25 protein-coding genes are annotated in these 21,304 nt (G+C 70.5%); 5 read left to right on the top strand and 20 right to left on the bottom strand.

Features of this window, described 5'->3' with window-relative positions; translation table 11 throughout:
- Nucleotides 1-273 precede the first annotated feature (273 nt).
- Together ACFWPI_RS25650 and ACFWPI_RS25645 are read right to left on the bottom strand one after the other, a co-directional pair.
- Complete coding sequence (locus ACFWPI_RS25650; RefSeq protein ID WP_380373457.1) at nt 274-696, bottom strand: Rid family hydrolase; 423 nt, start codon at nt 694-696, stop codon at nt 274-276.
- 68 nt (nt 697-764) lie between these two features.
- A complete protein-coding gene (locus tag ACFWPI_RS25645) occupies nt 765-1,439 on the bottom strand; it encodes an HD domain-containing protein (RefSeq protein ID WP_380373455.1) in 675 nt (224 codons plus the stop codon).
- A gap of 71 nt (nt 1,440-1,510) precedes the next feature.
- Here ACFWPI_RS25645 and ACFWPI_RS25640 point away from each other — a divergent pair, with 71 nt between their 5' ends.
- Together ACFWPI_RS25640 and ACFWPI_RS25635 are read left to right on the top strand one after the other, a co-directional pair.
- A complete protein-coding gene (locus tag ACFWPI_RS25640; RefSeq protein WP_380373452.1) occupies nt 1,511-2,491 on the top strand; it encodes a GlxA family transcriptional regulator in 981 nt (326 codons plus the stop codon).
- A gap of 203 nt (nt 2,492-2,694) precedes the next feature.
- Entirely contained in the window at nt 2,695-3,456 is a 762-nt protein-coding gene (locus ACFWPI_RS25635; RefSeq protein ID WP_380373450.1) for a polyprenyl synthetase family protein, read from the top strand.
- On the opposite strand, the gene ACFWPI_RS25630 is transcribed toward ACFWPI_RS25635, so the two are convergent.
- Together ACFWPI_RS25630 and ACFWPI_RS25625 are read right to left on the bottom strand one after the other, a co-directional pair.
- Nucleotides 3,440-3,754: a hypothetical protein gene (locus ACFWPI_RS25630; RefSeq protein ID WP_380373447.1), complete on the bottom strand. Its 315-nt coding sequence runs from the start codon at nt 3,752-3,754 to the stop codon at nt 3,440-3,442. The genes ACFWPI_RS25635 and ACFWPI_RS25630 overlap by 17 nt on opposite strands.
- 21 nt (nt 3,755-3,775) lie before the next feature.
- Entirely contained in the window at nt 3,776-4,249 is a 474-nt protein-coding gene (locus tag ACFWPI_RS25625) for a hypothetical protein (protein WP_380373445.1), read from the bottom strand.
- 364 nt (nt 4,250-4,613) lie between these two features.
- On the opposite strand from ACFWPI_RS25625, the gene ACFWPI_RS25620 reads away from it, so the two are divergent.
- Nucleotides 4,614-4,913: a hypothetical protein gene (locus ACFWPI_RS25620; RefSeq protein ID WP_380373443.1), complete on the top strand. Its 300-nt coding sequence runs from the start codon at nt 4,614-4,616 to the stop codon at nt 4,911-4,913.
- A 337-nt stretch (nt 4,914-5,250) separates the two neighbouring features.
- Here the strand turns inward: ACFWPI_RS25620 and ACFWPI_RS25615 are convergent, their stop codons facing one another.
- The 4 genes from ACFWPI_RS25615 to ACFWPI_RS25600 are packed head-to-tail and all read right to left on the bottom strand — an operon-like array spanning nt 5,251 to nt 8,723.
- Nucleotides 5,251-6,447, bottom strand: coding sequence for an ABC transporter permease (locus ACFWPI_RS25615; protein ID WP_380373440.1), 1,197 nt, complete (start codon nt 6,445-6,447; stop codon nt 5,251-5,253).
- Nucleotides 6,444-7,154: an ABC transporter ATP-binding protein gene (locus ACFWPI_RS25610; protein WP_380373438.1), complete on the bottom strand. Its 711-nt coding sequence runs from the start codon at nt 7,152-7,154 to the stop codon at nt 6,444-6,446. Before ACFWPI_RS25610 ends, ACFWPI_RS25615 begins: the two co-directional genes overlap by 4 nt.
- Nucleotides 7,151-8,242 (bottom strand): efflux RND transporter periplasmic adaptor subunit, encoded by a 1,092-nt coding sequence (locus ACFWPI_RS25605; protein ID WP_380373436.1) that lies wholly within the window; start codon nt 8,240-8,242, stop codon nt 7,151-7,153. The genes ACFWPI_RS25610 and ACFWPI_RS25605 overlap by 4 nt, the downstream gene beginning before the upstream one ends.
- Nucleotides 8,232-8,723 carry a hypothetical protein gene (locus ACFWPI_RS25600; protein ID WP_380373433.1) on the bottom strand — a complete coding sequence of 164 codons (492 nt, stop codon included), beginning with the start codon at nt 8,721-8,723 and terminating at the stop codon, nt 8,232-8,234. Before ACFWPI_RS25600 ends, ACFWPI_RS25605 begins: the two co-directional genes overlap by 11 nt.
- Nucleotides 8,724-8,891: 168 nt before the next feature.
- Between ACFWPI_RS25600 and ACFWPI_RS25595 the strand changes: the two genes are divergently transcribed.
- Nucleotides 8,892-9,557: a response regulator transcription factor gene (locus ACFWPI_RS25595; protein WP_063351822.1), complete on the top strand. Its 666-nt coding sequence runs from the start codon at nt 8,892-8,894 to the stop codon at nt 9,555-9,557.
- Between the two features lie 89 nt (nt 9,558-9,646).
- Nucleotides 9,647-10,819: a sensor histidine kinase gene (locus ACFWPI_RS25590; protein ID WP_380373429.1), complete on the top strand. Its 1,173-nt coding sequence runs from the start codon at nt 9,647-9,649 to the stop codon at nt 10,817-10,819.
- 365 nt (nt 10,820-11,184) lie between these two features.
- Here ACFWPI_RS25590 and ACFWPI_RS25585 read toward each other — a convergent pair whose 3' ends face one another.
- From ACFWPI_RS25585 to ACFWPI_RS25530, 12 genes are all read right to left on the bottom strand, one after another.
- A complete protein-coding gene (locus ACFWPI_RS25585) occupies nt 11,185-11,478 on the bottom strand; it encodes a putative quinol monooxygenase (protein WP_380373426.1) in 294 nt (97 codons plus the stop codon).
- A gap of 90 nt (nt 11,479-11,568) precedes the next feature.
- Nucleotides 11,569-12,408, bottom strand: coding sequence for a class I SAM-dependent methyltransferase (locus ACFWPI_RS25580; protein ID WP_380373423.1), 840 nt, complete (start codon nt 12,406-12,408; stop codon nt 11,569-11,571).
- An 88-nt stretch (nt 12,409-12,496) separates the two neighbouring features.
- Nucleotides 12,497-13,999 carry an FAD-dependent monooxygenase gene (locus ACFWPI_RS25575; protein ID WP_380373421.1) on the bottom strand — a complete coding sequence of 501 codons (1,503 nt, stop codon included), beginning with the start codon at nt 13,997-13,999 and terminating at the stop codon, nt 12,497-12,499.
- 22 nt (nt 14,000-14,021) lie between these two features.
- Entirely contained in the window at nt 14,022-15,263 is a 1,242-nt protein-coding gene (locus tag ACFWPI_RS25570; RefSeq protein ID WP_380373418.1) for a cytochrome P450, cyclodipeptide synthase-associated, read from the bottom strand.
- A gap of 27 nt (nt 15,264-15,290) precedes the next feature.
- Nucleotides 15,291-16,361 (bottom strand): cytochrome P450, encoded by a 1,071-nt coding sequence (locus ACFWPI_RS25565; protein WP_380373416.1) that lies wholly within the window; start codon nt 16,359-16,361, stop codon nt 15,291-15,293.
- A 92-nt stretch (nt 16,362-16,453) separates the two neighbouring features.
- On the bottom strand, nt 16,454-17,140 hold the full coding sequence (locus tag ACFWPI_RS25560) for a tRNA-dependent cyclodipeptide synthase (protein WP_380373496.1): 687 nt from the start codon (nt 17,138-17,140) through the stop codon (nt 16,454-16,456).
- A 653-nt stretch (nt 17,141-17,793) separates the two neighbouring features.
- On the bottom strand, nt 17,794-18,030 hold the full coding sequence (locus tag ACFWPI_RS25555) for a hypothetical protein (protein WP_380373413.1): 237 nt from the start codon (nt 18,028-18,030) through the stop codon (nt 17,794-17,796).
- 110 nt (nt 18,031-18,140) lie between these two features.
- A complete protein-coding gene (locus ACFWPI_RS25550; protein ID WP_380373410.1) occupies nt 18,141-18,593 on the bottom strand; it encodes a hypothetical protein in 453 nt (150 codons plus the stop codon).
- Between the two features lie 238 nt (nt 18,594-18,831).
- Nucleotides 18,832-19,032: a hypothetical protein gene (locus ACFWPI_RS25545; RefSeq protein ID WP_380373408.1), complete on the bottom strand. Its 201-nt coding sequence runs from the start codon at nt 19,030-19,032 to the stop codon at nt 18,832-18,834.
- 7 nt (nt 19,033-19,039) lie between these two features.
- On the bottom strand, nt 19,040-19,789 hold the full coding sequence (locus ACFWPI_RS25540; protein ID WP_380373406.1) for an SRPBCC family protein: 750 nt from the start codon (nt 19,787-19,789) through the stop codon (nt 19,040-19,042).
- 38 nt (nt 19,790-19,827) lie between these two features.
- Nucleotides 19,828-21,075, bottom strand: coding sequence for a cytochrome P450 (locus tag ACFWPI_RS25535; protein WP_380373403.1), 1,248 nt, complete (start codon nt 21,073-21,075; stop codon nt 19,828-19,830).
- An 11-nt stretch (nt 21,076-21,086) separates the two neighbouring features.
- Nucleotides 21,087-21,302 carry an MbtH family protein gene (locus ACFWPI_RS25530; RefSeq protein ID WP_380373401.1) on the bottom strand — a complete coding sequence of 72 codons (216 nt, stop codon included), beginning with the start codon at nt 21,300-21,302 and terminating at the stop codon, nt 21,087-21,089.
- Nucleotides 21,303-21,304: the final 2 nt, after the last annotated feature.

Genomic DNA, 21,304 nt, shown 5'->3' with positions numbered 1-21,304 from the left:
CTGCGGACGTGCCACAACCCGGCGCGGGACCGGCGCCGACCGGATGCGCCCGTACCGGGATCGCTGAACGCGCCACCGGCAAGCCGTACCTGAGGTCGGGCTACGCCCCGGCCACCGTCAACCACGCGGTGTCGGTGCTGGCGGCGTTCTACGACCACCATCTGCAGACCGGGCTGGGTCCCGTCGTCTCCTCGGTGCCGCCGCAGTCCCGTGAGAACCTCACGTCCGTCGCGACGGGCTCCTGGGCCCGGGCGCCGGTCCAGGAGCGGCGGTCTACCGGGATTCGGCGGGACACGCGGCGGTCGCGCGGATTTCGACGAGGAGTCCCGGGCTGGCGAGGCCGCTGACACCGATGATCGTCCAGGTCGGGTAGGGCGCTTCGACGAGGCGCTGTTTGGCCTCGATGAAGCCGGGCAAGTGCCGGCGGATGTCGACGTGGTAGCTGGTGACGTCGACGAGGGCGGACGGGTCGAGGTTCTCCAGTCGAAGGATCTCTTCGATCTTCCGGATGGCGATCTCGGTCTGCTCTTCGATGGTGTCCGGGATGGTTCCGTCGGCGCGGCGACCGATCGTTCCGGCGATGAACAGGAGGCCGTGCGCGCGGACCGCGGCGGAATAGCCGAAGCTCGCGAAGGCGCTGGTGGTTTGCCCGAAGACCGGGTTGTCCTCGGGGATCGCGACGGTGTGGACGGTCATTGCGGTGCTTCCTTTTCTTTGGTGACGCGGTCGTGTTCTTCGGTGACGCGGCCGTGGAGTCCGTGGAGTCAGTTGCCCCAGCGGGACGAACGGCAGGCGTGCTCCAGCCGGGTCCGGCCGAAGGTCTCGCGTTCACGGAGGAATTCGCCGGGGATCGTGTACCGGGGTGCGTTCTTCGGGTCTTTCGCGGCCTGCGCGACGATCGCGTCGGTGAGTGAGCGGATCATGTCCAGCCGTGGATAGGCGGCGTGCACGGCGTCGGCCTGCTCGTCGGTGACGGCGTCGATGTGGGCGGCGCCGATCGGGCCACCGAAGTCGAGTGCGACGCCCTCGCGGACGAGCACGCACAGCGTGCCACGGCGTTCTGCGATACCCGGGGAGGTGTGGAGGGCGATGGCCTGCCAGACCTGGTCGGCATCGATTGCCGGTACTCCGCGGTCGATGAGGAATGAGGCGGCCCGGTCGGCGCCTTCGACCTCGAACCGTTGGTTGTGCGGGCCGTCCGACGCCACGCCGAGGTCGTGCATCGCGCACGCGGCGAACAACAGGTCGTCCTGGTAGTCGTGGCCGACGACCAGGCCGAGGCGGCCGGCAACCAGCCGGGCGAACAGGTAGCTGCGGACGCTGTGGTTGAAGACGGACGGCGTTTCCACCGGTCGGATGAGGTTCATGACGGCGTCGGCAAGCGGTGTGCCTGGCAGCGTGATCAGGTCGGCGGTCGCCTCGCGGGTAGGTCCGGTCATGTCTTCAGCCTGGCCGTGACCGCCCTGACCTGGCGAGAGGCAAAATTTCCTTACTTCGCTAGAATCTTGCCATGGCAGTGCATCGAGTCGCGGTCCTGGCGCTGGACGGGGTCACCCCCCTCGACCTGGCGATCCCGACGCAGATCTTCACCACCCGGCCGGAAACCCCCTACGAGATGACCCTGTGCGCGCTTCAGCCGAAGGTGGCCACCAGCGCGGGTTTCGCCCTGGTCGCCGACGAGGGCCTGGAGCGGGTGAGCACCGCCGACACCGTGATCGTGCCGGGATTCGACCTGATCCTCCCGTTGCCGGACGCCGTGCTCGAGACACTGGCCGGAGCCCGCGACCGAGGCAAGCGTGTGGTGTCGATCTGCACGGGCGCCTTCGCGCTGGCCGCGGCGGGCGTCCTGGACGGGCTGCACGCCACGACCCACTGGAAGCACATCGACGAGTTCGAGCGGAGCTTCCCGGCCGTCTCGGTCGACCGCGACGTGCTCTACGTCGACGAGGGCGACGTGCTCACCTCGGCCGGGGTGTGCTGCGGCATCGACCTGTGCCTGCATATCGTGCGCCGCGACCTGGGCGCGGAGATGGCCAACCAGATCGCCCGCGGTCTGGTCGCCGCCCCGCACCGAGACGGTGGGCAGGCCCAGTACGTGCCGGCTCCCGTCGCGGTGGCCGGCGAGGCGTCGCTGTCCGGCACCCGTGGATGGGCCCTGCAGCGGCTCGGCGAGCCGCTCTCGCTGCGCGTGCTCGCCCGGCACGCGGGCCTCTCGCAGCGCACCTTCATGCGCCGGTTCACCGAGGAGACGGGCACGACCCCGTTGCAGTGGATGCTCAACGCCCGGCTGGGCAGGGCGCGGGAGCTGCTGGAATCCACGGACCGCTCGGTGGAGCAGGTGGCGCGGGACTGCGGGCTGGGCACGGCGGCCAACCTGCGGCTGCACTTCCGGCGCGCACTGGACACCACCCCCACCGCCTACCGCCGCACCTTCACACGCTCGACGTCGCGCAGTCCGGCCTGTTCACCAGCGGTCACGCCCTCGGACTGAGAACGGCCACCACGACACTGCGGGGTTTCACAGGCGGGTCGCTGCCGTCCGATGAGAGATTTCGCAGCGCCTGTGAGGCTCCTACGCGAGCCAGGAGGGCTACCGGATCAGGCGATCACGCCTCCGCGGTGATCCGGACTTTGAGCCGGTCGTATTCGGCTACCGCGTCCGGCACGTGATCGAAGCAGTCCTCCCACCTGTCGTTGCTGTACGACGACGTCCTGGACGGCGATGCGCTCCGTCGCCACCGGGCCGCCGCCTGGGAGGTGTTCGGGCCGGGCGCGGCGACCCGGTCGGCCGACGCGCTGCTGATGCTGGCGTTCGAGGTGCTCGCAGGCCCCGACGGCGAAGCCGTCGCCGGCGAGGCGTCGGCTGCCCTGCTGGACACGCTCATCCAGCTCGCGGTGGGCGAGAGCCTGGACGTGCTGTTCGAGGCCGCGCCCCGCGTCGAGCTGTCCGAGTGCCTGGAGATGGTGTCGGGCAAGACGGCGTCGCTGATCTCCTGCGCCTGCCGGCTGGGCGCCCTCCACGGCGGCGGCGGGCCGGCGCAGGTCGAGACCCTGGCCGCGTTCGGACACGACCTGGGCATGGCGTTCCAGCTGGTGGACGACCTGCTGGGGATCTGGGGCGACGAAGCGGTCACGGGCAGACCGGTCTTCGCGGACCTGCGGGCACGCAAGCTCTCGGTGCCGGTGGTCGCCGCGATGGCCTCGGACACCGCGGCGGGCGACGAACCGGCCCGCCGCTACGCGCTGCCGGCCGGCCCTGGCCGGGCCGGGGAGGCGGAGCTGGCCCGGCTGGTGGAGGAGGCCGGCGGCCGGCGCTGGACGGTGGAGCGCGCCGCCGAGCACGCGGACGGGGCCCGACGCCGTCTGCGGAGCCTCGCCGACGGCCCCGGCGCGGTGCCCGGTGCCGTCGCCGACCTCGACGCGCTCTGCGAACTGATCGTCAACCGGTCGTACTGAACCGGTCGCCCCCGGCGCGGGAGGACCAGGGCGCCGGGGTGTCGAGGATGTGCGCACGGCCCTGCCGGTAGAGCGCGGCGTCCACCTCCTTCAGGCGGCGCAGTTCCTGCGGCTCGTACAGGGCGTGGACCACGGCCGGCTCGGCGCCGTGCCCGGCGGCCTCCAGCAGCGCGTTCGCCGCCGCCCTACCGCTCTGGTTCTCACCCTCCATGGTGGCCAGGTTCACCGGGCACCGGACGAAGTCCCCGGCCTTGACTTCCTCCCCCGGCTGAAGCCGGGGGTATCCACGGAGGTCCATGATGAACAGCGGGTCGGCCGGCTACGGCCACGGGTAGCCCACCTGCTCCGGCCGGTAGCCTCCGCAGAGCTCGGCGGTGGCACGGGGATCGCCTGCGGTCAGCTGCGCTTCAAGGTGCTCGGCCTGGTCCGACGGGTCGTCCGCGGAGATCGGCAGGGTCATCAGGAACTGGGCCCAAGGCAGATCCGTCTTCTCCCGGCCAGGGGGATGCCTCAGGACGACGTCGATCCGATCGGGTTCCCCGCGGAAGGCCCAGACCGCCTCCAACTCGCACTCCCACCTGGCGAGCCAGTCCTCGCGTCCCCTCAGCCCCGCCTCCAGCAGCGTCGCGACCACTGCCGCCGGCCACTCCCAGCCGCGGTCCTCCTCGGCTCGCAGGACCTCGGCCTCGTACTGATCCGCGGCGAACCGAAACTCCGGCAGGTCGAAGCCCCGCTCGACCGGGTCGCGCCAGCCCGCCCAGACGACATGCTCCTCGTCGCGCGTGACCGTCACGTACAGAGCGCTGCAGCACCGCTCAAAGCCGCACCCGGATCGAGCGAGCCGAACCTCGTGGGGAGTTCCGGTGGCATGCAACGGCCCGCCCCGGCCCAGGAGATACCGGGGGCCTGATCCCGCGAACGGGGGGCCGCCCGATTCCCTGCTACGCAGGGACAGGTCGGCCAGGAGATCCCGGCCACTGACGAACGGGCGGACCTCCACGCCGCCCTCGCCGGGCGGTGGGCAGACGATGCTCAGACTGAGAAGATCCGGTTCCGTGGCCACCGGCAAAGGATCGCGGAGCCGGCCGCAGCTGTCATGTGAATTTGCGGGGCCTCCGCTCCTGGCAGCCGCCGGTCCCCGCCTGTAGCGTCGCCGCATGACCGACGAGACCACGGCCAGGGCAGGCAGAGAGTTCTACACGTTCGACGGCCGGATCCTGGAGGTCTTCGGCAGCTGTCCGAAGCGGTTCCACATCAAGAACATGGACCTGCGGGTCACGGGCCCCGACCGGAAGGGGAGGCGGACCGTCGAGATCGTCGCCGGTCCGCCCGAAGCCCCGGCGACGCAGCACACATGGCACCACTCGGCCGAGGAATGGCAGCGGGCCCAGGGCCTGGAAGCCCTGCTGGAAGCGGTACGGGCGGGTATCGCGGCGGCCCGGGGGCACGGAGCCTGAGGGTTTTCCGCAACCGTGGTCGAGGACGGCCGCCGCAGGACGACGTCGGCATCGAGTCCTCGGTGGCGCAGTGACACAGGTCAACTGACCGAATGAGGCTGGTCGGATCGAAACCTTGCAGAACGTGTCCGGCCCCGACGGAGACGTCGGGGCCGGACACGTTCTGGGCGGGTCGGGTGGACCAGCTGCTGGAGGGGTGGCCGCTCGGGATCCGGTTGTGGGGTTCTGGGGGTGTTGCGGTTGACCCGCCGACGCCGTGTCTCCTTCCGCCCCGGTCGTGCCCGCTGCGGTCCGGCGGGTGGGGCACTCCAAGGAGTGCCCCACGCCGTGCCGCCCGTCAGCCGGCGTGGAGGGCGAGGGTCGGGGAGAGTCGGGAGGCCCGGACGGCCGGGTAGAGGCCTGCGACCGTGCCGATGAGCAGGGTGGCGGCGAAGCCTCCGGTGACGGCCCACAAGGGGATTACCCAGGGCAGGCCGCCCGCGGCGGCGAAGGCGTAGGTGGCGGCCGCGCCCAGGGCCACGCCGGCCAGTCCGCCCAGTCCGGAGAGCAGGAGGGACTCCGTCACGAACTGGAGGCGGATCTGGCCCCTGGTGGCGCCCAGGGAGCGGCGCAGTCCGATCTCGTGGCGTCTCTCCAGCACTGAGATGATCATCGTGTTGGCGACTCCGACGCCGCCGACCAGGAGCGCCACCCCGCCCAGCCCGAGCAGGAGGTCGGTGAACGCCCCCTCGGTGGCGGCCTTGGCCTGGAGCGCCGAGGAGGGGTCGGTGACCTGCACGTTGTGCGGGTTCTGCGGGTCGACGGTGCGGGGGATCAGCGCGCGGACCGCGCTGACCGTCTGGTCCGTCGACCGTTCGTAGATCTGGGTCGGGTGGCCGTCGAAGCCCAGCAGCGTGCCGGCGCCGTCCCAGCCGATCAGGGCGGCCCGTTCGATCTCGGGGGCCAGCGGCAGCGGGTCGAGGATGCCGATGACGGTGAAGTACTGGCCGCCGATGTGGACCTGCTGGCCGGGGGCGGTGATGCCCAGGCGCTGGGCCGCGACGTGTCCGAGCACCGTCGACGGGTAGCGTCCGTTGGCCTCGTTGAGCCAGGTGCCCGAGCCGACCGCGCCGCGCACGACGTCCAGGAGTCCCTCGGTGGCGGCCTTCACGGTGATGCCGCCGGTCTCGCCGTCGGGGATCTTCTCACTGCGTCTGACGGACTGCGCCAGGTCCCCGGTCGCGCCGACCTGCTCGACCCCGGGGACGCGGCCCAGCATGCCGGTCGACTCCTCGGGCAGCTTCACCTTCTCGCCGAACAGCCCCTGGCCAGGGGAGGCCACCAGCATATTGGTGCCCAACTGGTCGAGTTGCCGCAGGAGTTGGGCCTTGCTGGAGGAGGAGATGCCGACCACCGCGATCATGGTGGCGATGCCGATGGCGATGCCCAGCGCGGACAGCACCACCCGCAGCGGCCGGGTGCGCAGGCCGGCCGAGCCGACGTGGAGGACGTCGCGGGGGCCGAGCCGGGCCGGGGCCAGCCGGGTGCGGCTCACCGCTGCCCACCCCGATCGGCCGGGGCGGCGGCGCCGGGGCGCAGATCCGCCACGACGCGGCCGTCGCGGATGCGGACCTGGCGTGGCAGGCTGTCGGCGATCTCGCCGTCGTGGGTGATCACCGCGATGGTGGCGCCCTGGGCGTTGAGGTCGTACAGCAGCTCCATCACCGCTTCGCTCGACGCGGAGTCCAGCGCGCCGGTCGGCTCGTCGGCCAGCAGCAGGTCCGGTTCGCCGACCACCGCCCGGGCGATGGCCACCCGCTGGCGCTGGCCGCCCGACAGCTCGTGCGGACGGTGGTGCATGCGGTCCGCGAGCCCGACCCGCTCCAGGGCCAGGGCCGCGCGCCTGCGGCGCTGGGCGCGCGGCAGGCCCGAGTAGAGCAGGCCCTCGGCGACGTTGTCCCGGGCGCTGACCCCGGCCACCAGGTGGAAGGACTGGAAGACGAAGCCGATGTGCCGGGCGCGCAGGGCGGACAGCCTGCGGTCGGAGAGGGCGGCGACGTCGTGGCCCGCCAGGGTGACGGATCCGGCGCTGGGCCGGTCCAGGGTGCCGACGATGTGCAGCAGGGTGGACTTGCCCGACCCCGAAGGGCCGACGATGGCGAGCAGTTCGCCGCGTCCGATGCGCAGGTCCACCCCGTGCAGCGCCGTGACCCCGCCCGGATACTCCTTGGTGACCTGGTTCAACTCGACCACCGTGCTCATGACTTGGGCACCCCGACCTTCATTCCCTCGGTCAGGTCGGTCCCGCTGACCTCGACCCGGCCCTGTCCGAACATGCCGAGCTCGACCGGGACTTCGCGCACCTTCCCGTTCTCCACGATCTGGATGCCGAAGCCGCCGCCGGACAGCGCGAGCAGTGCGTTGACCGGTACGGTCAGCACGTCCTTGTGGACCTCGCCTTCGAGCTCGACGGTGACGGGCGCCTGGTCGAAGCCCTCCGCCTGCCCCGGGTCGTCGAAGACCACCCGGGCGGTGATCTTGGCGGGCTTGTCCGGGGAGCCCTGCTCCTTGCCGTCCTCACCGATGGTGCGGTCGACGGAGGCGACCTTGCCCTTGGCCTTGCCGCCGCCGGGCAGGGCGACCTCGACCCGGGTGCCGGGCTTGGCGAGGTCGGCCCGGGAGACCTCGATCTTGATCTGCACCTGCCGTTCGGAGCCGGTGGCGGTGAGGACCGGCTTGCCGGGAGCGGCCTGGTCGCCGACGGCCGCGTCGTTCTTCTTGATCCGCACCGCCGCGGGCGAGAAGGCGATCTGGTCGGGGCCGATCTCGCCGCTCCGGGCCAGGCCGTGGGCCTTCTGCCAGCGCTTGACCGCATCCGCCGTACCGGCGGTGAACTTCTCGTCCGCGGCCAGCCCCTTGCCGTAGCCCAGGTCGCGGAGGTTCTCCTTCAGCTGCCTGACGTCCGGCCCCTCGTCTCCGGCCTTCAGCGTCCGGTACATCGGGCGCTCGCCGACCATGAGCCGGACCTTCCGGCCGTCGACCTCGTAGAGGACCCCGTCGCGTTTCACCACCGCGCCGGCCTCCGGGAGCCAGGTGAGGGTGCCCGGCACACCGGCGTTGATCCGGCGCTCCTCCGCGTAGCCGAGGACCCCGTCCACTCGGGTCCGGCTGCTCAGGTCCTGCCGCTCCACCGAGCCCGTGCTCGGCGGCAGCCCGTCCGTGCGTGCCACGCCGGCGTTGCCGCTGCCTCCGGCCTGCGAGAGGGCCGTGACCCCGCCCGCGAGCGTGACCGAGGTGGCCAGCACGGCGATCAGGTACGTTCGGCGGCTGCGCCCGCGCTCACTGCGCATTCTGACCACTGCACGCCTTGTTCGCCTGGTCGAACCTGTCCTTCTCGGCGCCCTCCGGGATCTTCATCGCCGATCCCGACATCGCCGAGTCGCCGTCGAACTTCGGGTCCGGCATGTCCACACCGTTACCGCGCATGCACCGGGCGAAGTCGAGGGCCTTGTCCTTGTCGGCCTGGGACATCTTCGCGCCACCCGAGCCACCGGCTCCCCCGCAGGCCTTGAGGGCTTCCGCCATCTTGTCCTGGCCGCCCTCCAGGACCATGGCCCGCGGGTCCTGGCCCGGCTCGGGCTCCTTCACCTGGGCGCCGTGTTCGCGCAGGCACTTACGGTGCTCGTAGGCCTGGTCCGCCGCCGCGCCCTGGCCCGACGAGTCCGAGCCGCCGCCCCCGCCGGAGCCCGAGACGCCTCCGCCACAGGCCGTGGCGAACAGCGCGAGCCCTGCCACCAACGCGGCCGCCGCGCCGTACCTGTGGTTCCGCATGTGGTTCCGCATGGAATTCCTCCGTGTCCGATGACGAGTGGCCGATGACGAGCGGCCGACCGCTCCGGCCGCTCCGGCCACGCAGAGGCTGGCACGCACCCGCATTTCGCCGCTGTCAGCCGAGACCTTTACGGCGACGAAAGGTGGCTTTCAGGTACACCTGGTGTCATGCGTGTACTGATCGTGGAGGACGAGGAATTCCTGGCGGACATGATCGCCGAGGGATTGCGGCGCGACGCCCTGGCCGTCGACGTCGTGTACAACGGCGCCGACGCGCTGGAGCGGCTGAGGCTCACCGACTACGCCGTGCTCGTGCTCGACCGCGACCTGCCCGGGGCGCACGGCGACGAGGTGTGCCGGAGCGTCGTCGAGCAGCGACTGCTGACCCGGGTGCTGATGCTCACCGCCTCCGGTACCGTCCGCGACCGCGTCGACGGCCTGGACCTGGGCGCGGACGACTACCTCACCAAGCCGTTCGCCTACGAGGAGCTGCTGGCCCGGGTACTGGCGCTCGGCCGCCGCACCCACCCCGCCCTTCCGCCGGTCATCGAACGTGCGGGCATCACCCTCGACACCGCCCGCCGCCAGGCCTTCCGGGAGGGCCGCTACCTCGCCCTGTCCCGCAAGGAGTTCGGCGTACTGGAGGTGCTGATGCAGGCCGAGGGCGCCGTGGTCTGCGGTGATGACCTGATCGAGCAGGTGTGGGAGCAGAACATGGGATACCGCACCAACGCGGTTCGGGTCGTCCTCAGCAAACTCCGCGCCAAGCTCGGCGAGCCCTCGGTCATCGACACCGTGCCCGGCCACGGCTACCGCATCGGCGTCCCGGCGTGAGGCGCTTCGCCCCGGCCGGCCTGAACCGCCCTCCGCTGCCCGGCCGACCAAGCCCGCGGCTGCCGGGCGGGGAACGGGGCCGGCTGACCATGCTCTATGGCGGGCTGCTCGTCCTCGCCGGGGCCATGCTCATCTTCCTGGTCAACTTCCTGGTCCGGGAGAACCTGTACACCTCGATCAGCACGGCCGTCGCCGTCGAACCGCGACTGGCCACACTGGGGACCCCGGCCCCCTCCGCGGCGCAAACCCTCACGGTGGGAACCGCCGCACCCGCAAACGCTCTACCCGGAACCACCCCCGCCGACGGCGGACAGTCCCACTTCCAGGCCGTCAAGGTCGTCACCCAGGCCGCCGAGCAGGCGGCCCAGAACCAGCTGCTGACCGTCTCCCTGATCGCGCTGGCCGCCTTCGCCGTCATCTCGGTGGCACTGGCCTGGTGGATGTCGGGGCGGGTGCTGCGCCCGGTGGCGGTGATCACCAACACGGCGCGGCGGCTCTCGGGTGAGAACCTGCACGAGCGGATCGCCCTCGACGCACCCCCGGGCGAGCTCAAACAGCTCGCCGACACCTTCGACGCCATGCTCGACCGCATGGAACAACTGGTGGGTGCGCAGCAGCGGTTCGCGGCCAACGCCGCGCACGAACTGCGGACTCCGCTCGCGGTGCAGCGGGCCGCCGCCGAAATCGGGCTGGCCACCGCGGACCCGGCCGCCGTCGCCCGGGTCCGCCGCAAACTGATCGAGGTCTCCGAGAGCAGCGAACGGCTCATCGAGGGACTGCTGTTGCTGTCCGTCTCCGACCAGAGGCTGGACCGGCGCGAACCGGTCGCACTGGACCAGCTGGCCCGCGCGGTGGCCGCCGAGTGCGCCGCCGCGCAGGAGCCCCGGGAGAACCGCGTCACCGTCCGGACCGACACCGTCCCCGTGTCCGTCGAGGGTGATCCGGTGCTGCTGGCACACCTGGTACGCAACCTGGTCGGCAACGCCCTGCGCTACAACCACGACGGCGGCCGGGTCGAGGTCGGCGTGCACGACGGTGTCCTGGAGGTCGCCAACACCGGCCCCCAGGTGCCGCCGGAGACGGTCCCCTACCTCTTCGAGCCCTTCCGCCGCCTCCGGGAGCGCCGGCACAGCCCGGGTGAGGGCGCGGGCCTGGGCCTGTCCATCGTCGCCTCCATCGCGCGCGCCCACCACGCCGCCATCACCGCCGTCCCCGGCAACGTGGGCGGGCTGCGGGTGCGGGTCGAGTTCCCCACGGCCTGACCCGGCTGTCCGGGGGCCCTGGCGCACGGCCGTCCCGTGCAGTGCCTTCCGGAGGACGACGGGGAAGGTCAACCGACAGAATTCGCTGACCTGTGAGCATGCCTGGTCGCTGACGTGATCGTTCCCGCTGCTCTGGAGATCTCTCCCTCGACCTCCCACCACCAACACCCTGAAGCGCCGAGGTCAGTACCAGCGCGGCGGGGGCGAGGGTGAAGCCCGGGGTGTCCCCCAGGCGGGCTTCCCAGGGCTGGTCCCGGGTACCGGAGATGGCAGCTCGGAGTCTGCGCTGGACATGGGGTCTGGCCTCAGGTCCTGTCCGTGCGGTCTCCGTGGGGCCGGCGGTCGCCCTCGTGGGGACTCTCGTCTCACGTCAGCTCGCGGTAAATCGTGATCTTGATCGGTTCCGCCAGGAGGTCTTCCACCGCGGCGGCGAGGTGCTGGGAGTGCGCGCTCCGGAAGTGGCGCTGGAGGTCCTCGGTGTGTCGCCACCGCTCGATGGCGATGAATTCCCCTGGGGTTTCGATGCTCTGCTGGATGGAGTAGTGCAGGCTTCCCTCCTCGTTCCGCGTGGGTTCGACGACCGACTGAAGCAGTTGTGCGAGCTCTGCCTCCTTGCCCGCCTTGGCGACGACCTGTCCCACGACCGTTACCTCACTCATCGGCTCCGCCTCTCTCGTTGTCGCGTCGGGGTGTTGTTCCGCTCGGATGGGCGCTCCCCGCCCTTCCTGCCGGATCGGCTCCTCCGGTGCTCACTGTCGCCGTCCGGTCGCGGGGGTGTGTCCATGGGCGGCGCCGATGGGGAGTGCGGGGAAGACCATGGACGGGTCGTCGAACAGGGAGAAGAGCCGGCCGTCGGCGGTGTCGAGCAGTCCGTGATCCTGGAACGACGGTGCGAGGCGGGCGAGCGAGAGCGCGTAGAAGCCGCGCTTTCCACCGGGGACGAAGGGGTGCCGCCGCTGGTGGGTGATGCCCTCCAGGCCGTGAGCGGCGAGGATCACCGGGAGGGTGCTGCCGAGCTCGGGGTGTGCTCCGGCGAGTGTCATCAGCTGGTGCACAGCGGTCGCGAACTCCAGGAAGGCTGTGGCCGCTTTCCTGTCCGGGGTCTGTGCGGCGGCAACGGCGAGTGCCTCGGCACTGGTGTCGATCGCCTCGGCGAAGAGCCGCCCGTGTGGTGCCAGCGAGGGAATCAGCCGGGCCAGGACGGATTCGGGGTCCGGCAGGTGCTCCAGCACGGATCTGGCGTGGATCAGATCCCAGGAACCGGATGGCAGAGCGTCTGCGGTGATGTCGTGTTCGATCACTTCGACCCCGGGATGGGTGATAGTGCTCAGGAATCGTGGATCGGTGTCGGTTGCCACCACTCTTCCGGTCTCTCCGGCGATCGATGCCAGGAGACGGGCGATACTGCCGGCTCCCGCGCCGACTTCGAGGCATGACCACCCGGGTGCCGGGTTCACCCGGGTGAGGATCTCCTCGGTTCCGGGGTCGTAGACCTGCTCGATCGTGCGCAGGCGGTCGAATTCGAGATCCGCTCGGGCGGCTGAATCCAGAACGTAAGGAGTGGGTTGCGGGCGATTCGGATCGGTCATGGTCTGCCTCTCTGTTCTCTCCGGGCCAGGTGAGTGGCGCTGGGCCGCCGGCGCGAGCGCGCGCCGCCTCGGATCCGGCCCCCGCCGGTCATCCGGCTTGCAAGCCGAGTGAGCGAAGGTGGCCGGTCACATCACCTGAGGTCTCAGTGGCCAGCGAGATGTATCCGTCCGGCCGCACGAGGAACAGGCCGTGGGGTGCGTACGCAACGGCGGCGAACCCCGCGGCGTCCGAGACGTCGTGGCCGACACGCACCACACGGACCACCGCGGGGTCCCGGGCGCCGGCGGGCCGGATGGGCGGGCTTCCGAAGGAGAGCAGCGTGAAGTGGGGGCCGCGGAAGAGGTCGAAGAGACGTACAGGGGCTCCGTCGCGCCCGGTACACGGAGCGTCCGGTGCGCGGTCGCCCGCGTGGAGGGCTTCCTCGGCTAGGGCGGGGCGCATCTCCGTGTTGGGTGGGATGCCCCGGTATCCGAGCGCCAGGTGGTGCGTGCTGCGGTCACGATGCGCGGCCAGTTCTCTGACCCGGTCCGACCCTTGGTGGATGCGGGTGCTCACGCCCAGTACCTCCGCCGCGGCCGACCGACGCTCCGCCTCGTAGGAGTCCAGGAGCGAGGGTGCCGCTTGGCCGGTTGCCGCGAGCGCCAGTTTCCAGCCCAGGTTGTAGGCGTCCTGGATGCTCGCGTTGATGCCCTGGCCGCCCGCCGGGGAATGAACATGCGCGGAGTCACCGGCCAGGAATACCCGGCCGACCCGGAAGTGCTCCGCCAGTGCCGCTCGGGCCCGGAAGACCGATGACCACCGCACCTTCCGTACCCGCAGGCCCGTGCGGGCGGCCACCAGCTCGCGGACCCGCTCCGGGGCGGGGTCGGGGGTTCCCTCCGCGAACCGCGCGATGACCTGGAAGTAGTCTGTTCTGGCGACGGGACAGATCGCGGTCATGATGCCGGCCGCGTTGCCCCAGGTGTGCCAGTGCTCGCGGTCCAGTGCGGGGATATCGGCATCGGCCACGAGCAGGGGCCGGGTATCCACTTCTTCGCGGTCGAACCGTACGCCCAGGATTTTCCGTACGGTGCTGCCGCCCCCGTCCGCCCCGACCAGGTAGTCGGCCGTGATCTCCCGCGTCTGTCCGTCGGCCCGGACGACCTGGGCCCGCACCCCGGCCTCGTCCTGGGAGAATCCGTCGAGCCGCGATCCGAACTCGACACGGTGGCCCAGCTGCAGCAGTCGCTCGCGGAGCAGTTCCTGGGTACGCGACTGAGGAAGCATCAGGGGTTCGGCGTAGGGCGTGGACCCGGTGGGATCACCACGGGAGATGACGTCCCACTCCTTGACGATTCTTCCCTCCTCCCAGGCCACCATCGGCGGCAGCGGCGCTCCCTCCGCCTGTACGGAGTCGATGATTCCGAGGTCGTCGAAGACCTCGAGGGTGCGCGGCTGGAGACCCTTGCCCCGTGATCCCGGAAAGGGGCCTGTGCCGGCATCGATGATCCGGAAGTCGACGCGCCGGCGGGCCAGTTCCACCGCCAGGACCAGTCCGGCAGGTCCTCCTCCGGCAATCAGAACGGATGTGTGGTGGCGGGTACTGTCCATGGCATGTCCCCTCTTCAGTGGTTCAGGCCGCCAGGTGCCGGCCTGCCGCGGTGGGATCGAATGTGAGGATGAGTGATTCGGGGCCGCGGGAGTAGAAGCCGGTCTCCTCGTAGGAGGCGTCCTGGGGAAAGCCGATGTTCTCCATGAGGTCGAGCAGCATGGTCACGACCGTCTCCAGTTCCCTGCGCGCGAATGCCGCCCCGACGCACGAGTGCATGCCGGCGCCGAACCCGAAGTGGGTCGCAGCGGCGGTGAAGGACCGTTCGGGACCGAGGTCGGTGCGCTGGAGGTCGAAGGTGTCGGGCTGCTCGAAGGCACGAGGATCGCGGTTGGCCGCGGCGAGCATGCACCAGACCATGGTCTCGGCCGGTATGGCAACACCGGAGATCTCGACGCTCTCCGCTGTCCTGCGGGGGATCAGCTGTACGGGCGGTGAGTAGCGGAGAGTCTCCGCGATGGCGGCGGTCACCAGCCCGGGATCGCTGCGGACCAGGGCCATCTGATCGGGGCGGGTGATCAGATGCCGGAACAGCAGGGCCAGTGTCTTGTCCGCCGGTTCGGTCGCGGCGAGGAGTACGTTGTGGCACAGAGCCGTGACCTCGTGCAGGCTCATCCGTCCGCTCTCGTACTCCGTGTGACACATCAGCGAGATCACATCCTGGCCGGGGTTCTCGCGCCGTTCCTCGATGAAGGGCCGCAGGTAGTCCTCCAGACGGCGGGCACACTGGACGCAGTACCGGTGACGCTCCTCGGTCAGGGTGACGCTCGTCACGAACTCGGCCACGCCCTGGAACCAGGAGTGCACATTGCGCCAGTCGTCTTTGGGCAGTCCGAGACTGTCCAGCGCGACCCAGATGGCCAGCGGCTGTCCGAAGTCCTTCACCAGGTCGAACCGGCCGCGCCGCAGATGGGGGCGGATGAGCTCCTCCACGTTGCGGCGGATGAGCGGGATCTGGTTCTCCAGCATCGGTCCGGTGTATCCGCGGATCATCGTTCGGTGCTTTGCGGTGTGTTCGGCGCCGGTCATCTGCGCCAGGACGCGACCGCGCATGACCGGCTCGGCGCGCTCTCGCAGCGCCTGGGTGGTGAAGATCTGGTCCTCGGTCAGAACCCGGCGGACATCTTCATGCCGGCTCAGGAAGTAAGCACCGATGCCGGGTTCGTAGTGGACGGGGTCGTTCTCTCGCAGCTGGGGGTACCAGGCGTACGGGTCCCGGGCGAACTCGTCGGACAGGACGCTGATGATGCGGGCAGTCGAATGCATGGTGTTCCCCTCTCACCGGGTTGGCCGTCACCAGGCCACGGGCAGACAGGCCGGACGGATGAACGTCAGATCGCTTCTCCAGGGAATCTCGTGTTCTTCCACGGCCAGGCGCAGGTGTGGGAAGCGTTCGAACAGAGCGGGGCAGACGATGGTGAGAACCAGCCGGTCGAGGTCGCCGTCCGTGACGGGTCCAAGGCTCGTGCGGAAGTCCGCTGGACGGACGACCGGACGATGGATGTCGAATTTCGCCGGGGTGGGGTAGTGCTCCTCGTCCCAGGCCGCGCCGAGGGGCGAGCCGCACAGCGTGTCTCCGGCCTTGATCAGGGTGCCGTGCAGTTCCAGGTCTCTGAGCGCGACATGGGCGGGGCCGAGTACCGTGCCCGGGTGGTAGCGGCGCAGTTCCCCGGCTGCGGCCCGCCACAGCACCGGATCGCGCAGGCACTCCCGTAACGGTTTGGGGTGGAGCAGGAGAGTGAACGGGCCGGTCAGCAATGCCGAGAAGAGTGACCTCGCGCACCGGACGGGCAAGCCTGTCACCACGGTGTGCGGCGGTTCGGTGTCGGCCTCCCGCTGTTCGTGGGCTTTGACGGGCGCACCGGCCGCATCACCGCGGACGGGGCCGTCCCGGAGGTTGTCTGTGAGCGGGTGCAGGTCCGGATTCCTGATAGCCGAATTTCCTGGGGGATCTTCCTGGATCAGAAGGTTCCGCAATTCCTGGGGATCGAATGACAACCCGAAGACCTCGCGGCACACGGCGGCTGTCAGCGGCGCCGCCAGTTGTTCCAGGACATCGGCCGGGTTGTTCCCGGTTTCCATGGCGTCCAGGACGAGACCGGTCTGTTTCACGATCGCCGCCCGGTGGGATTCCACCGCCCGCGTCGCGCAATTCCCGGCGCTCGGCTGCCCGGCCCGCGAGCGTGCTGCCCCGCTGATCCAGGCCGGAGAGGGAAGTGCTCCAGCGGCATCGCTCAGCCGCACGAGGTCCGGGTCGGTGAATATTCGCAGGATGTCGTCCCGCCGGGAGATCATCCACAGCCGGGATCCATCCGGAAGCTCGACCGGGCAGACCGGCCGCCGTCGGCGTGCCCAGTGGATCACGGGCGGAGGTGTGCCCAAGGGGCCCAGCGTGAAGGGAAACCTCAACGGTACTTCCGGTGTTACCGCCGGCATCGGGAGCTGCCTGAGCTGCCTCATTTCGAACCGTCCGGCAGTACGGGCTCGGCCACGACGAACCCCTGCTGTGCAGCCGACCGCAGCCCTGTCGCCGGGCCGGCGAGCACGGCTGTGGCGAGCTCGATCCGCCGGTGGTAGACGAACACCGAAGAAGGCACGTCGAAGATCGACGGGCTGTCCACGATCAGCGGCAACTCGGCGATCGGATAACTGACGCAGGCGTCGACCTGCTCCTCGCCGGGCTCCGTATCCACGATGGACCGGACCGCTCCCCGGGCAACCGCCCGGCAGGCCGCCCTGAGGGCGGCATCGGCTTGGTACGCCGTCCTGGCCTGCTCGCGCAACGCCGTGTACTCGGGTCGGCTCATCAGCTGGGTCCAGGTGTGCACGTGCTGTTCCGGCGCGGACACGCCGGCACGTGACAAGGCCAGCACCGCGGGATTTCTGAGCTGGTTCACGGCCCGCCGTACACGGCCCACCGCCTCCAGTGGCCTGACGCCAGCGGCGGTGAGGGTGTGTGCCGCCTCGAACCCGGGAACCAGGACGTCGACCCTCTTGAACTGTCCGGCCGCCCATTGGACCAGTGCCTCCACCCGGCGTGGTGTGTAGTAGCCGTTGAACGGACTCAGGCCCACGAGGCAGTGGTCGGAGGCATCGGCGATCCGGCGGCAGTTCTCGCTCTGCGGGCGAATCAGGAAATCCATGGTCACCACCGGTCGCCTGCAGCTGTGTGCCACGTTCTCATGCCAATACCTTTCCCGGTCGCCAGGTCTGAAAGTCCGCCATGAAGTGGGTGGCCCAAGGACGGCCGTCGCGCCAGAATGCACATCGAATGACCTGCCCGAACGGCTCAGTTCATTTCGAGAGGGAATTTGTCTTCTCGTCACGACTGCCGTCCGGGCGGCATACATGCAATTCGACGGTCGAGTCGTGCGCGTCACTCGCGATCACTCCGCAGTGCGCCGACGCCTCCTCGCCGTGCTGCCACACACTACGGGATGTCATGACGATGCGATAGGCCTTATTGCCATATTGGTTCGGCCTGGGAAGCCGCCTTCGACGGGCGGTGAAAATCGTTATTGTGTTCGTCAATAGGAGAATATTTCGAATGCGCCCGCCCGTCGCTCCGCAACCCGTGACGACTCGCCGTTGATCACAGATGTCCGGCACGAGCCGCACGCGTCTTCTCCGGTGCTCAGCCTGGGCGGTCGGAAGGACGATCTCGCGTTCGGGGTGACCGCCGGCGACATTGCCCTGGCGGACCGCGCGCCCGCCGTGGCCCCTGGGATCGCAGTGGCCCCGGCCCGGGCCGCGAGTCCGCTCGCCGTGCACGTGATCCTGGACTCCTGGTGCCCGCTCACCGGCTGGGCACGGTCACTGCGTTGCAAGCGAATGCCGAGATCTTCTGACGGTCGAGGGCCACCAGGTCGTCCCACAGGGCGGCCAGGCGTGGCAGGTCGGCGGCCGCGTCGCGCAGCCGCCCGTACATCTGCGCCTGGGCGGCGGCCTCGCGGGCGCGGCGGTCGCACTCGGCCGCCAGGGCCTGGGCCTGGGCCGGGGTCTTCACGTCGCTCCGGGACCGGGGTGTCTCCACCAGCGGCACGGTAGCGCCGGCACGTCGGCGGGCCAAGCCGGATGCCGCGGCGCCCGTGCCCTGACCCCGTAGCGCGCACGCGCGCGACGAGGCCGGGCCGCCGCCGCCTCCTACATCGGCGCCTGTGGGCTACCCCAGTCATAGGTGGTGATCTGGTAGGCCACCAGGTCGGGGCGAACCGACGCGAGCCGGGAGGCGACGTCGCCGCTGGACATCGCCACCGGCCCGACCGCTGCGCCGCCGCCGTCGGCGGCGATGGAGGTGAGCTCGATACCGGTGGACTTGAGCGCGGCGGCCAGCGGCTGGGCCTGCCCGACGGCGATGGAGTCACCCATCCACAGGATCCTTGAGGGCTTCTTCAGCCCTTCGGTGCCGGGCGACGACGGCTGCCGCTCCGCGCCGGCCTCGGCCTTCGCCGGCCCCGGGCCACTCCCGTCCTCGGCCGGGGAGCTTCCGCAGGAGGTCAGGGCGAGGACGGCCGCGCAGAGGACGCCACCCCGGCGCAGGCCCCGGTTAACGGAAGGGGTGTCGTGGTCATGGGACGTTCGGTGTTCGTAGGTCATGCGGAAGAAGCTAGGAGGCCTCTTTTCACGCCGTTTGACCGTTGTGTCACCGCGGTTCGACGACCTCATGAGCATCACGTAACCGACGTCCCTGAGCTCACAGCCTCACCCCGCTGGAGTTCGGAATCACCCATCCCGAGGTGCGTGTGCCGTCAACTCCTGCCCGGGGCGGCGAGGCCGGTGTCGGTCGGGAGCGGTGGCTTCCGGCCGGCACCGGCCTCGTGAGGGGCCAGGAGATCTACCAGCGGCGGGTCGGCGGTGCCGGGTCGAGCTTGGCGGCGAGCGCGGAGAGGAAGGTCGGGAGCTTGTCGACCATGGCCTTGGGGACCGGGGTGGTCTGGATGCCGCCCCGCCGCACGTCCTCGACGACGAGCGTGTAGGTGCCGTTCTCCTCGACGAGTTCGGCGGCGAAGAGCAGGGTTCGGGTTGAGGTTTCCATCGGGGTCCTAGGCTTGGGTGTCGTTGAGCAAGGCGGTCCACGCCGCGGTGGCCCGCTGCTCGTCGACGTCCTCGGCGAACAGGTGGTGGCCCAGCCAGATCGGCACGTTCCAGGTGCTGCCGTTGAAGAACCGGTAGAGCGCGTCCGGGCCGCGCAGACCGACGAAGTCGGTGCTGAGCCAGTCCACGACCACCTCCTCCGAGCCCCTGTCCGCACCGGGGAGGTGGAGCGGCACCCGGTCGCCGACGGCCGCGTCGTCGGCGAGGCCGAGGCGGCGGCGCAGCGCGGCGAAGTCGGCCGGGTCGGCGGTGGGTTCGGGGCGCTGGGCCCTGAGGTAGACGGCGGGGCGGCCGGCGAAGTGGCGCAGGTACTCGGCGAGGCCGTGCTGGTAGAAGTCGACGTGCTTCTCGGCAACGTCCGACTTGGCGTCCCACATCCAGGCCTCGTCGACGATGCCCGTGTGCACCCAGTGGATCCCCATCCGCAGGTGGCTCGATCCGCCGTCGGCGGGCTCGATGCGGTAGCTGAGCGTGTTGGAGAAGCCGCCGTCCTGGGTCGCCCGGACGGCGAAGTGCCGCGGCGGCTCCCAGGCCACGACGGTGGAGTCGCCCCGGGTGGCCTTTCCGCCGACGCGCGGCTCGACCTCCATCGGGTACAGCCAGCCCAGGTTGCCTGCGCCGGTGGCGACGGCGGCCCAGACCTGCTCGGGCGTGGCTGGCAGGTCCTGTTCCCGGCGGACCTCGAATTCTCGGGCCATGGTCGGTGCTCCTTCGTCTTCGTTCGTGGGTCAGTGGGTCAGTGGGTGAGCGGGAGGGCGCTCAGCCGCCGTTGCAGCGGGTTGGGCCGCCAATCGAGCACAGCCCCGTCGGCCAGCCGCAGCTCGGGCAGTCGGCGGACCAAGGTGCCGATCGCCACCTCCGTCTGGAGCTTGGCCAGCGGGCCGCCGAGGCAGAAGTGCGGCCCGTGGCCGAAGCTCAGGTGCCGGTTTCCGGGGCGGGTCAGGTCGAGCCGGTCGGGGTCCTCGAAGCGCTCGGGATCGCGGTTGGTCGCGCCGAGGAACAGGTACGCCAGCTCGCCCTCGCGCAGTAGTTGCCCGCCGATCTCCAGGTCCTCCGCGACGACCCGGACGATCACCTGGGTCACCGTGTCGTAGCGGGCCAGCTCCTCGACGGCGCCGCGGATCAGCCCCGGATCCGCGCGCAGCCGGGCCAGCTGGTCGGGGTGGCGTAGCAGGGCCAGCACGCCGTTGCCGATCAGGTGGGTGGTGGTCTCGTCGCCTGCGGTGATCAGGACGAAGCAGGTGGACAGCAGTTCGGAGTCGGTGAGCCGGTCGTCCTGCGCCTGGGTGGCGACCAGGGCGCTGATCAGGTCGTCGCCCGGTTCACGCCGGCGCCGCCGGATGAGCCCGGACAGGTACTCCTCGTACTGCCCGATCGCCTCCTCGGACTTGTCGATGTCCTCGCCCAGCCGCCCGAAGCGGTGGAACCAGCTCTTGACCTGGGGCCGGTCCCCGTCCGGAATGCCGAAGAGCTCGCAGACGGCGGACATCGGCAGTGGGGAGGCGACCGCTTCGATCAGGTCCATGGTCGGCCCGGCCGCGACCGCCTCGTCGATGAGCCGGTCGACGATCCGCTGGACGCCGTCGCGCAGGGCTTCGACGCGCCGGGCGGTGAAGGCGCGGTTGGCCAGCTTGCGCAGCCGGGCGTGGTCCGGCGGGTCGGTGTTGGTCATCACCCGGCCGAGCCGGTCGGAGAGCCGGCTGAGGGCCTTCAGATCGCCGCCCAGGCCGCCGTAAGCACGGGTCATCCGGTCCCGGTCGTTGGACAGCCGCAGGTCGCCGAGCGCCGTCTCGACGTCGGCGTACCGGGTGAGGTACCAGATGCCCTGGGCGCTGCGGTGGACCGGGCTCTCGCGCCGCATGCGGGCGTAGAACGGGTACGGGTCCCGCCGGGCCTCGGGGGTGAGCAGGTCGGCGGCGAGGTCGTGGGGCGGGGCGAGGCCCGCCGTGGGGCGGGCCTCGTCCGTGGTGTCGGTCAGGTTCACTACGGGCCGCGCTACCGCTGGGCTTCCATGGCGTCGGCGAGGCTCCTGGGCCGCATGTCGGTCCAGGACTTCTCGACGTACTCCAGGCAGGCGGCGTTGGTGTCGGGGCCGTGGACGACGGTCCAGCCGGCCGGGACGTCCGCGAACTGCGGCCAGAGCGAGTGCTGGTTCTCGTCGTTGACGAGCACGAGGAAAGTGCCGTCCTGGTCGTCGAAGGGGTTGGTCATGG

The organism is Kitasatospora sp. NPDC058492, assembly GCF_042720685.1.
GTDB lineage: Bacteria > Actinomycetota > Actinomycetes > Streptomycetales > Streptomycetaceae > Kitasatospora.
Note: the sequence above shows the minus strand (reverse complement) of the source record. Positions and strands in the feature narration are given on the sequence as shown.

Excerpts from the sequence above, each read along its gene's own strand:
- ACFWPI_RS25600 (WP_380373433.1), bottom strand. The coding sequence starts at position 8,723 with ATGCGGAACCACAGGTACGGCGCGGCGGCCGCGTTGGTGGCAGGGCTC.
- ACFWPI_RS25540 (WP_380373406.1), bottom strand. The coding sequence starts at position 19,789 with ATGGCCCGAGAATTCGAGGTCCGCCGGGAACAGGACCTGCCAGCCACG.
- ACFWPI_RS25550 (WP_380373410.1), bottom strand. The coding sequence starts at position 18,593 with ATGACCTACGAACACCGAACGTCCCATGACCACGACACCCCTTCCGTT.
- ACFWPI_RS25545 (WP_380373408.1), bottom strand. The coding sequence starts at position 19,032 with ATGGAAACCTCAACCCGAACCCTGCTCTTCGCCGCCGAACTCGTCGAG.
- ACFWPI_RS25585 (WP_380373426.1), bottom strand. The coding sequence starts at position 11,478 with ATGAGTGAGGTAACGGTCGTGGGACAGGTCGTCGCCAAGGCGGGCAAG.
- ACFWPI_RS25580 (WP_380373423.1), bottom strand. The coding sequence starts at position 12,408 with ATGACCGATCCGAATCGCCCGCAACCCACTCCTTACGTTCTGGATTCA.
- ACFWPI_RS25570 (WP_380373418.1), bottom strand. The coding sequence starts at position 15,263 with ATGCATTCGACTGCCCGCATCATCAGCGTCCTGTCCGACGAGTTCGCC.
- ACFWPI_RS25590 (WP_380373429.1), top strand. The coding sequence starts at position 9,647 with ATGCTCTATGGCGGGCTGCTCGTCCTCGCCGGGGCCATGCTCATCTTC.
- ACFWPI_RS25530 (WP_380373401.1), bottom strand. The coding sequence starts at position 21,302 with ATGACCAACCCCTTCGACGACCAGGACGGCACTTTCCTCGTGCTCGTC.
- ACFWPI_RS25595 (WP_063351822.1), top strand. The coding sequence starts at position 8,892 with ATGCGTGTACTGATCGTGGAGGACGAGGAATTCCTGGCGGACATGATC.
- ACFWPI_RS25630 (WP_380373447.1), bottom strand. The coding sequence starts at position 3,754 with ATGGACCTCCGTGGATACCCCCGGCTTCAGCCGGGGGAGGAAGTCAAG.
- ACFWPI_RS25605 (WP_380373436.1), bottom strand. The coding sequence starts at position 8,242 with ATGCGCAGTGAGCGCGGGCGCAGCCGCCGAACGTACCTGATCGCCGTG.
- ACFWPI_RS25620 (WP_380373443.1), top strand. The coding sequence starts at position 4,614 with ATGACCGACGAGACCACGGCCAGGGCAGGCAGAGAGTTCTACACGTTC.
- ACFWPI_RS25575 (WP_380373421.1), bottom strand. The coding sequence starts at position 13,999 with ATGGACAGTACCCGCCACCACACATCCGTTCTGATTGCCGGAGGAGGA.
- ACFWPI_RS25645 (WP_380373455.1), bottom strand. The coding sequence starts at position 1,439 with ATGACCGGACCTACCCGCGAGGCGACCGCCGACCTGATCACGCTGCCA.
- ACFWPI_RS25610 (WP_380373438.1), bottom strand. The coding sequence starts at position 7,154 with ATGAGCACGGTGGTCGAGTTGAACCAGGTCACCAAGGAGTATCCGGGC.
- ACFWPI_RS25560 (WP_380373496.1), bottom strand. The coding sequence starts at position 17,140 with ATGGATTTCCTGATTCGCCCGCAGAGCGAGAACTGCCGCCGGATCGCC.
- ACFWPI_RS25640 (WP_380373452.1), top strand. The coding sequence starts at position 1,511 with ATGGCAGTGCATCGAGTCGCGGTCCTGGCGCTGGACGGGGTCACCCCC.
- ACFWPI_RS25650 (WP_380373457.1), bottom strand. The coding sequence starts at position 696 with ATGACCGTCCACACCGTCGCGATCCCCGAGGACAACCCGGTCTTCGGG.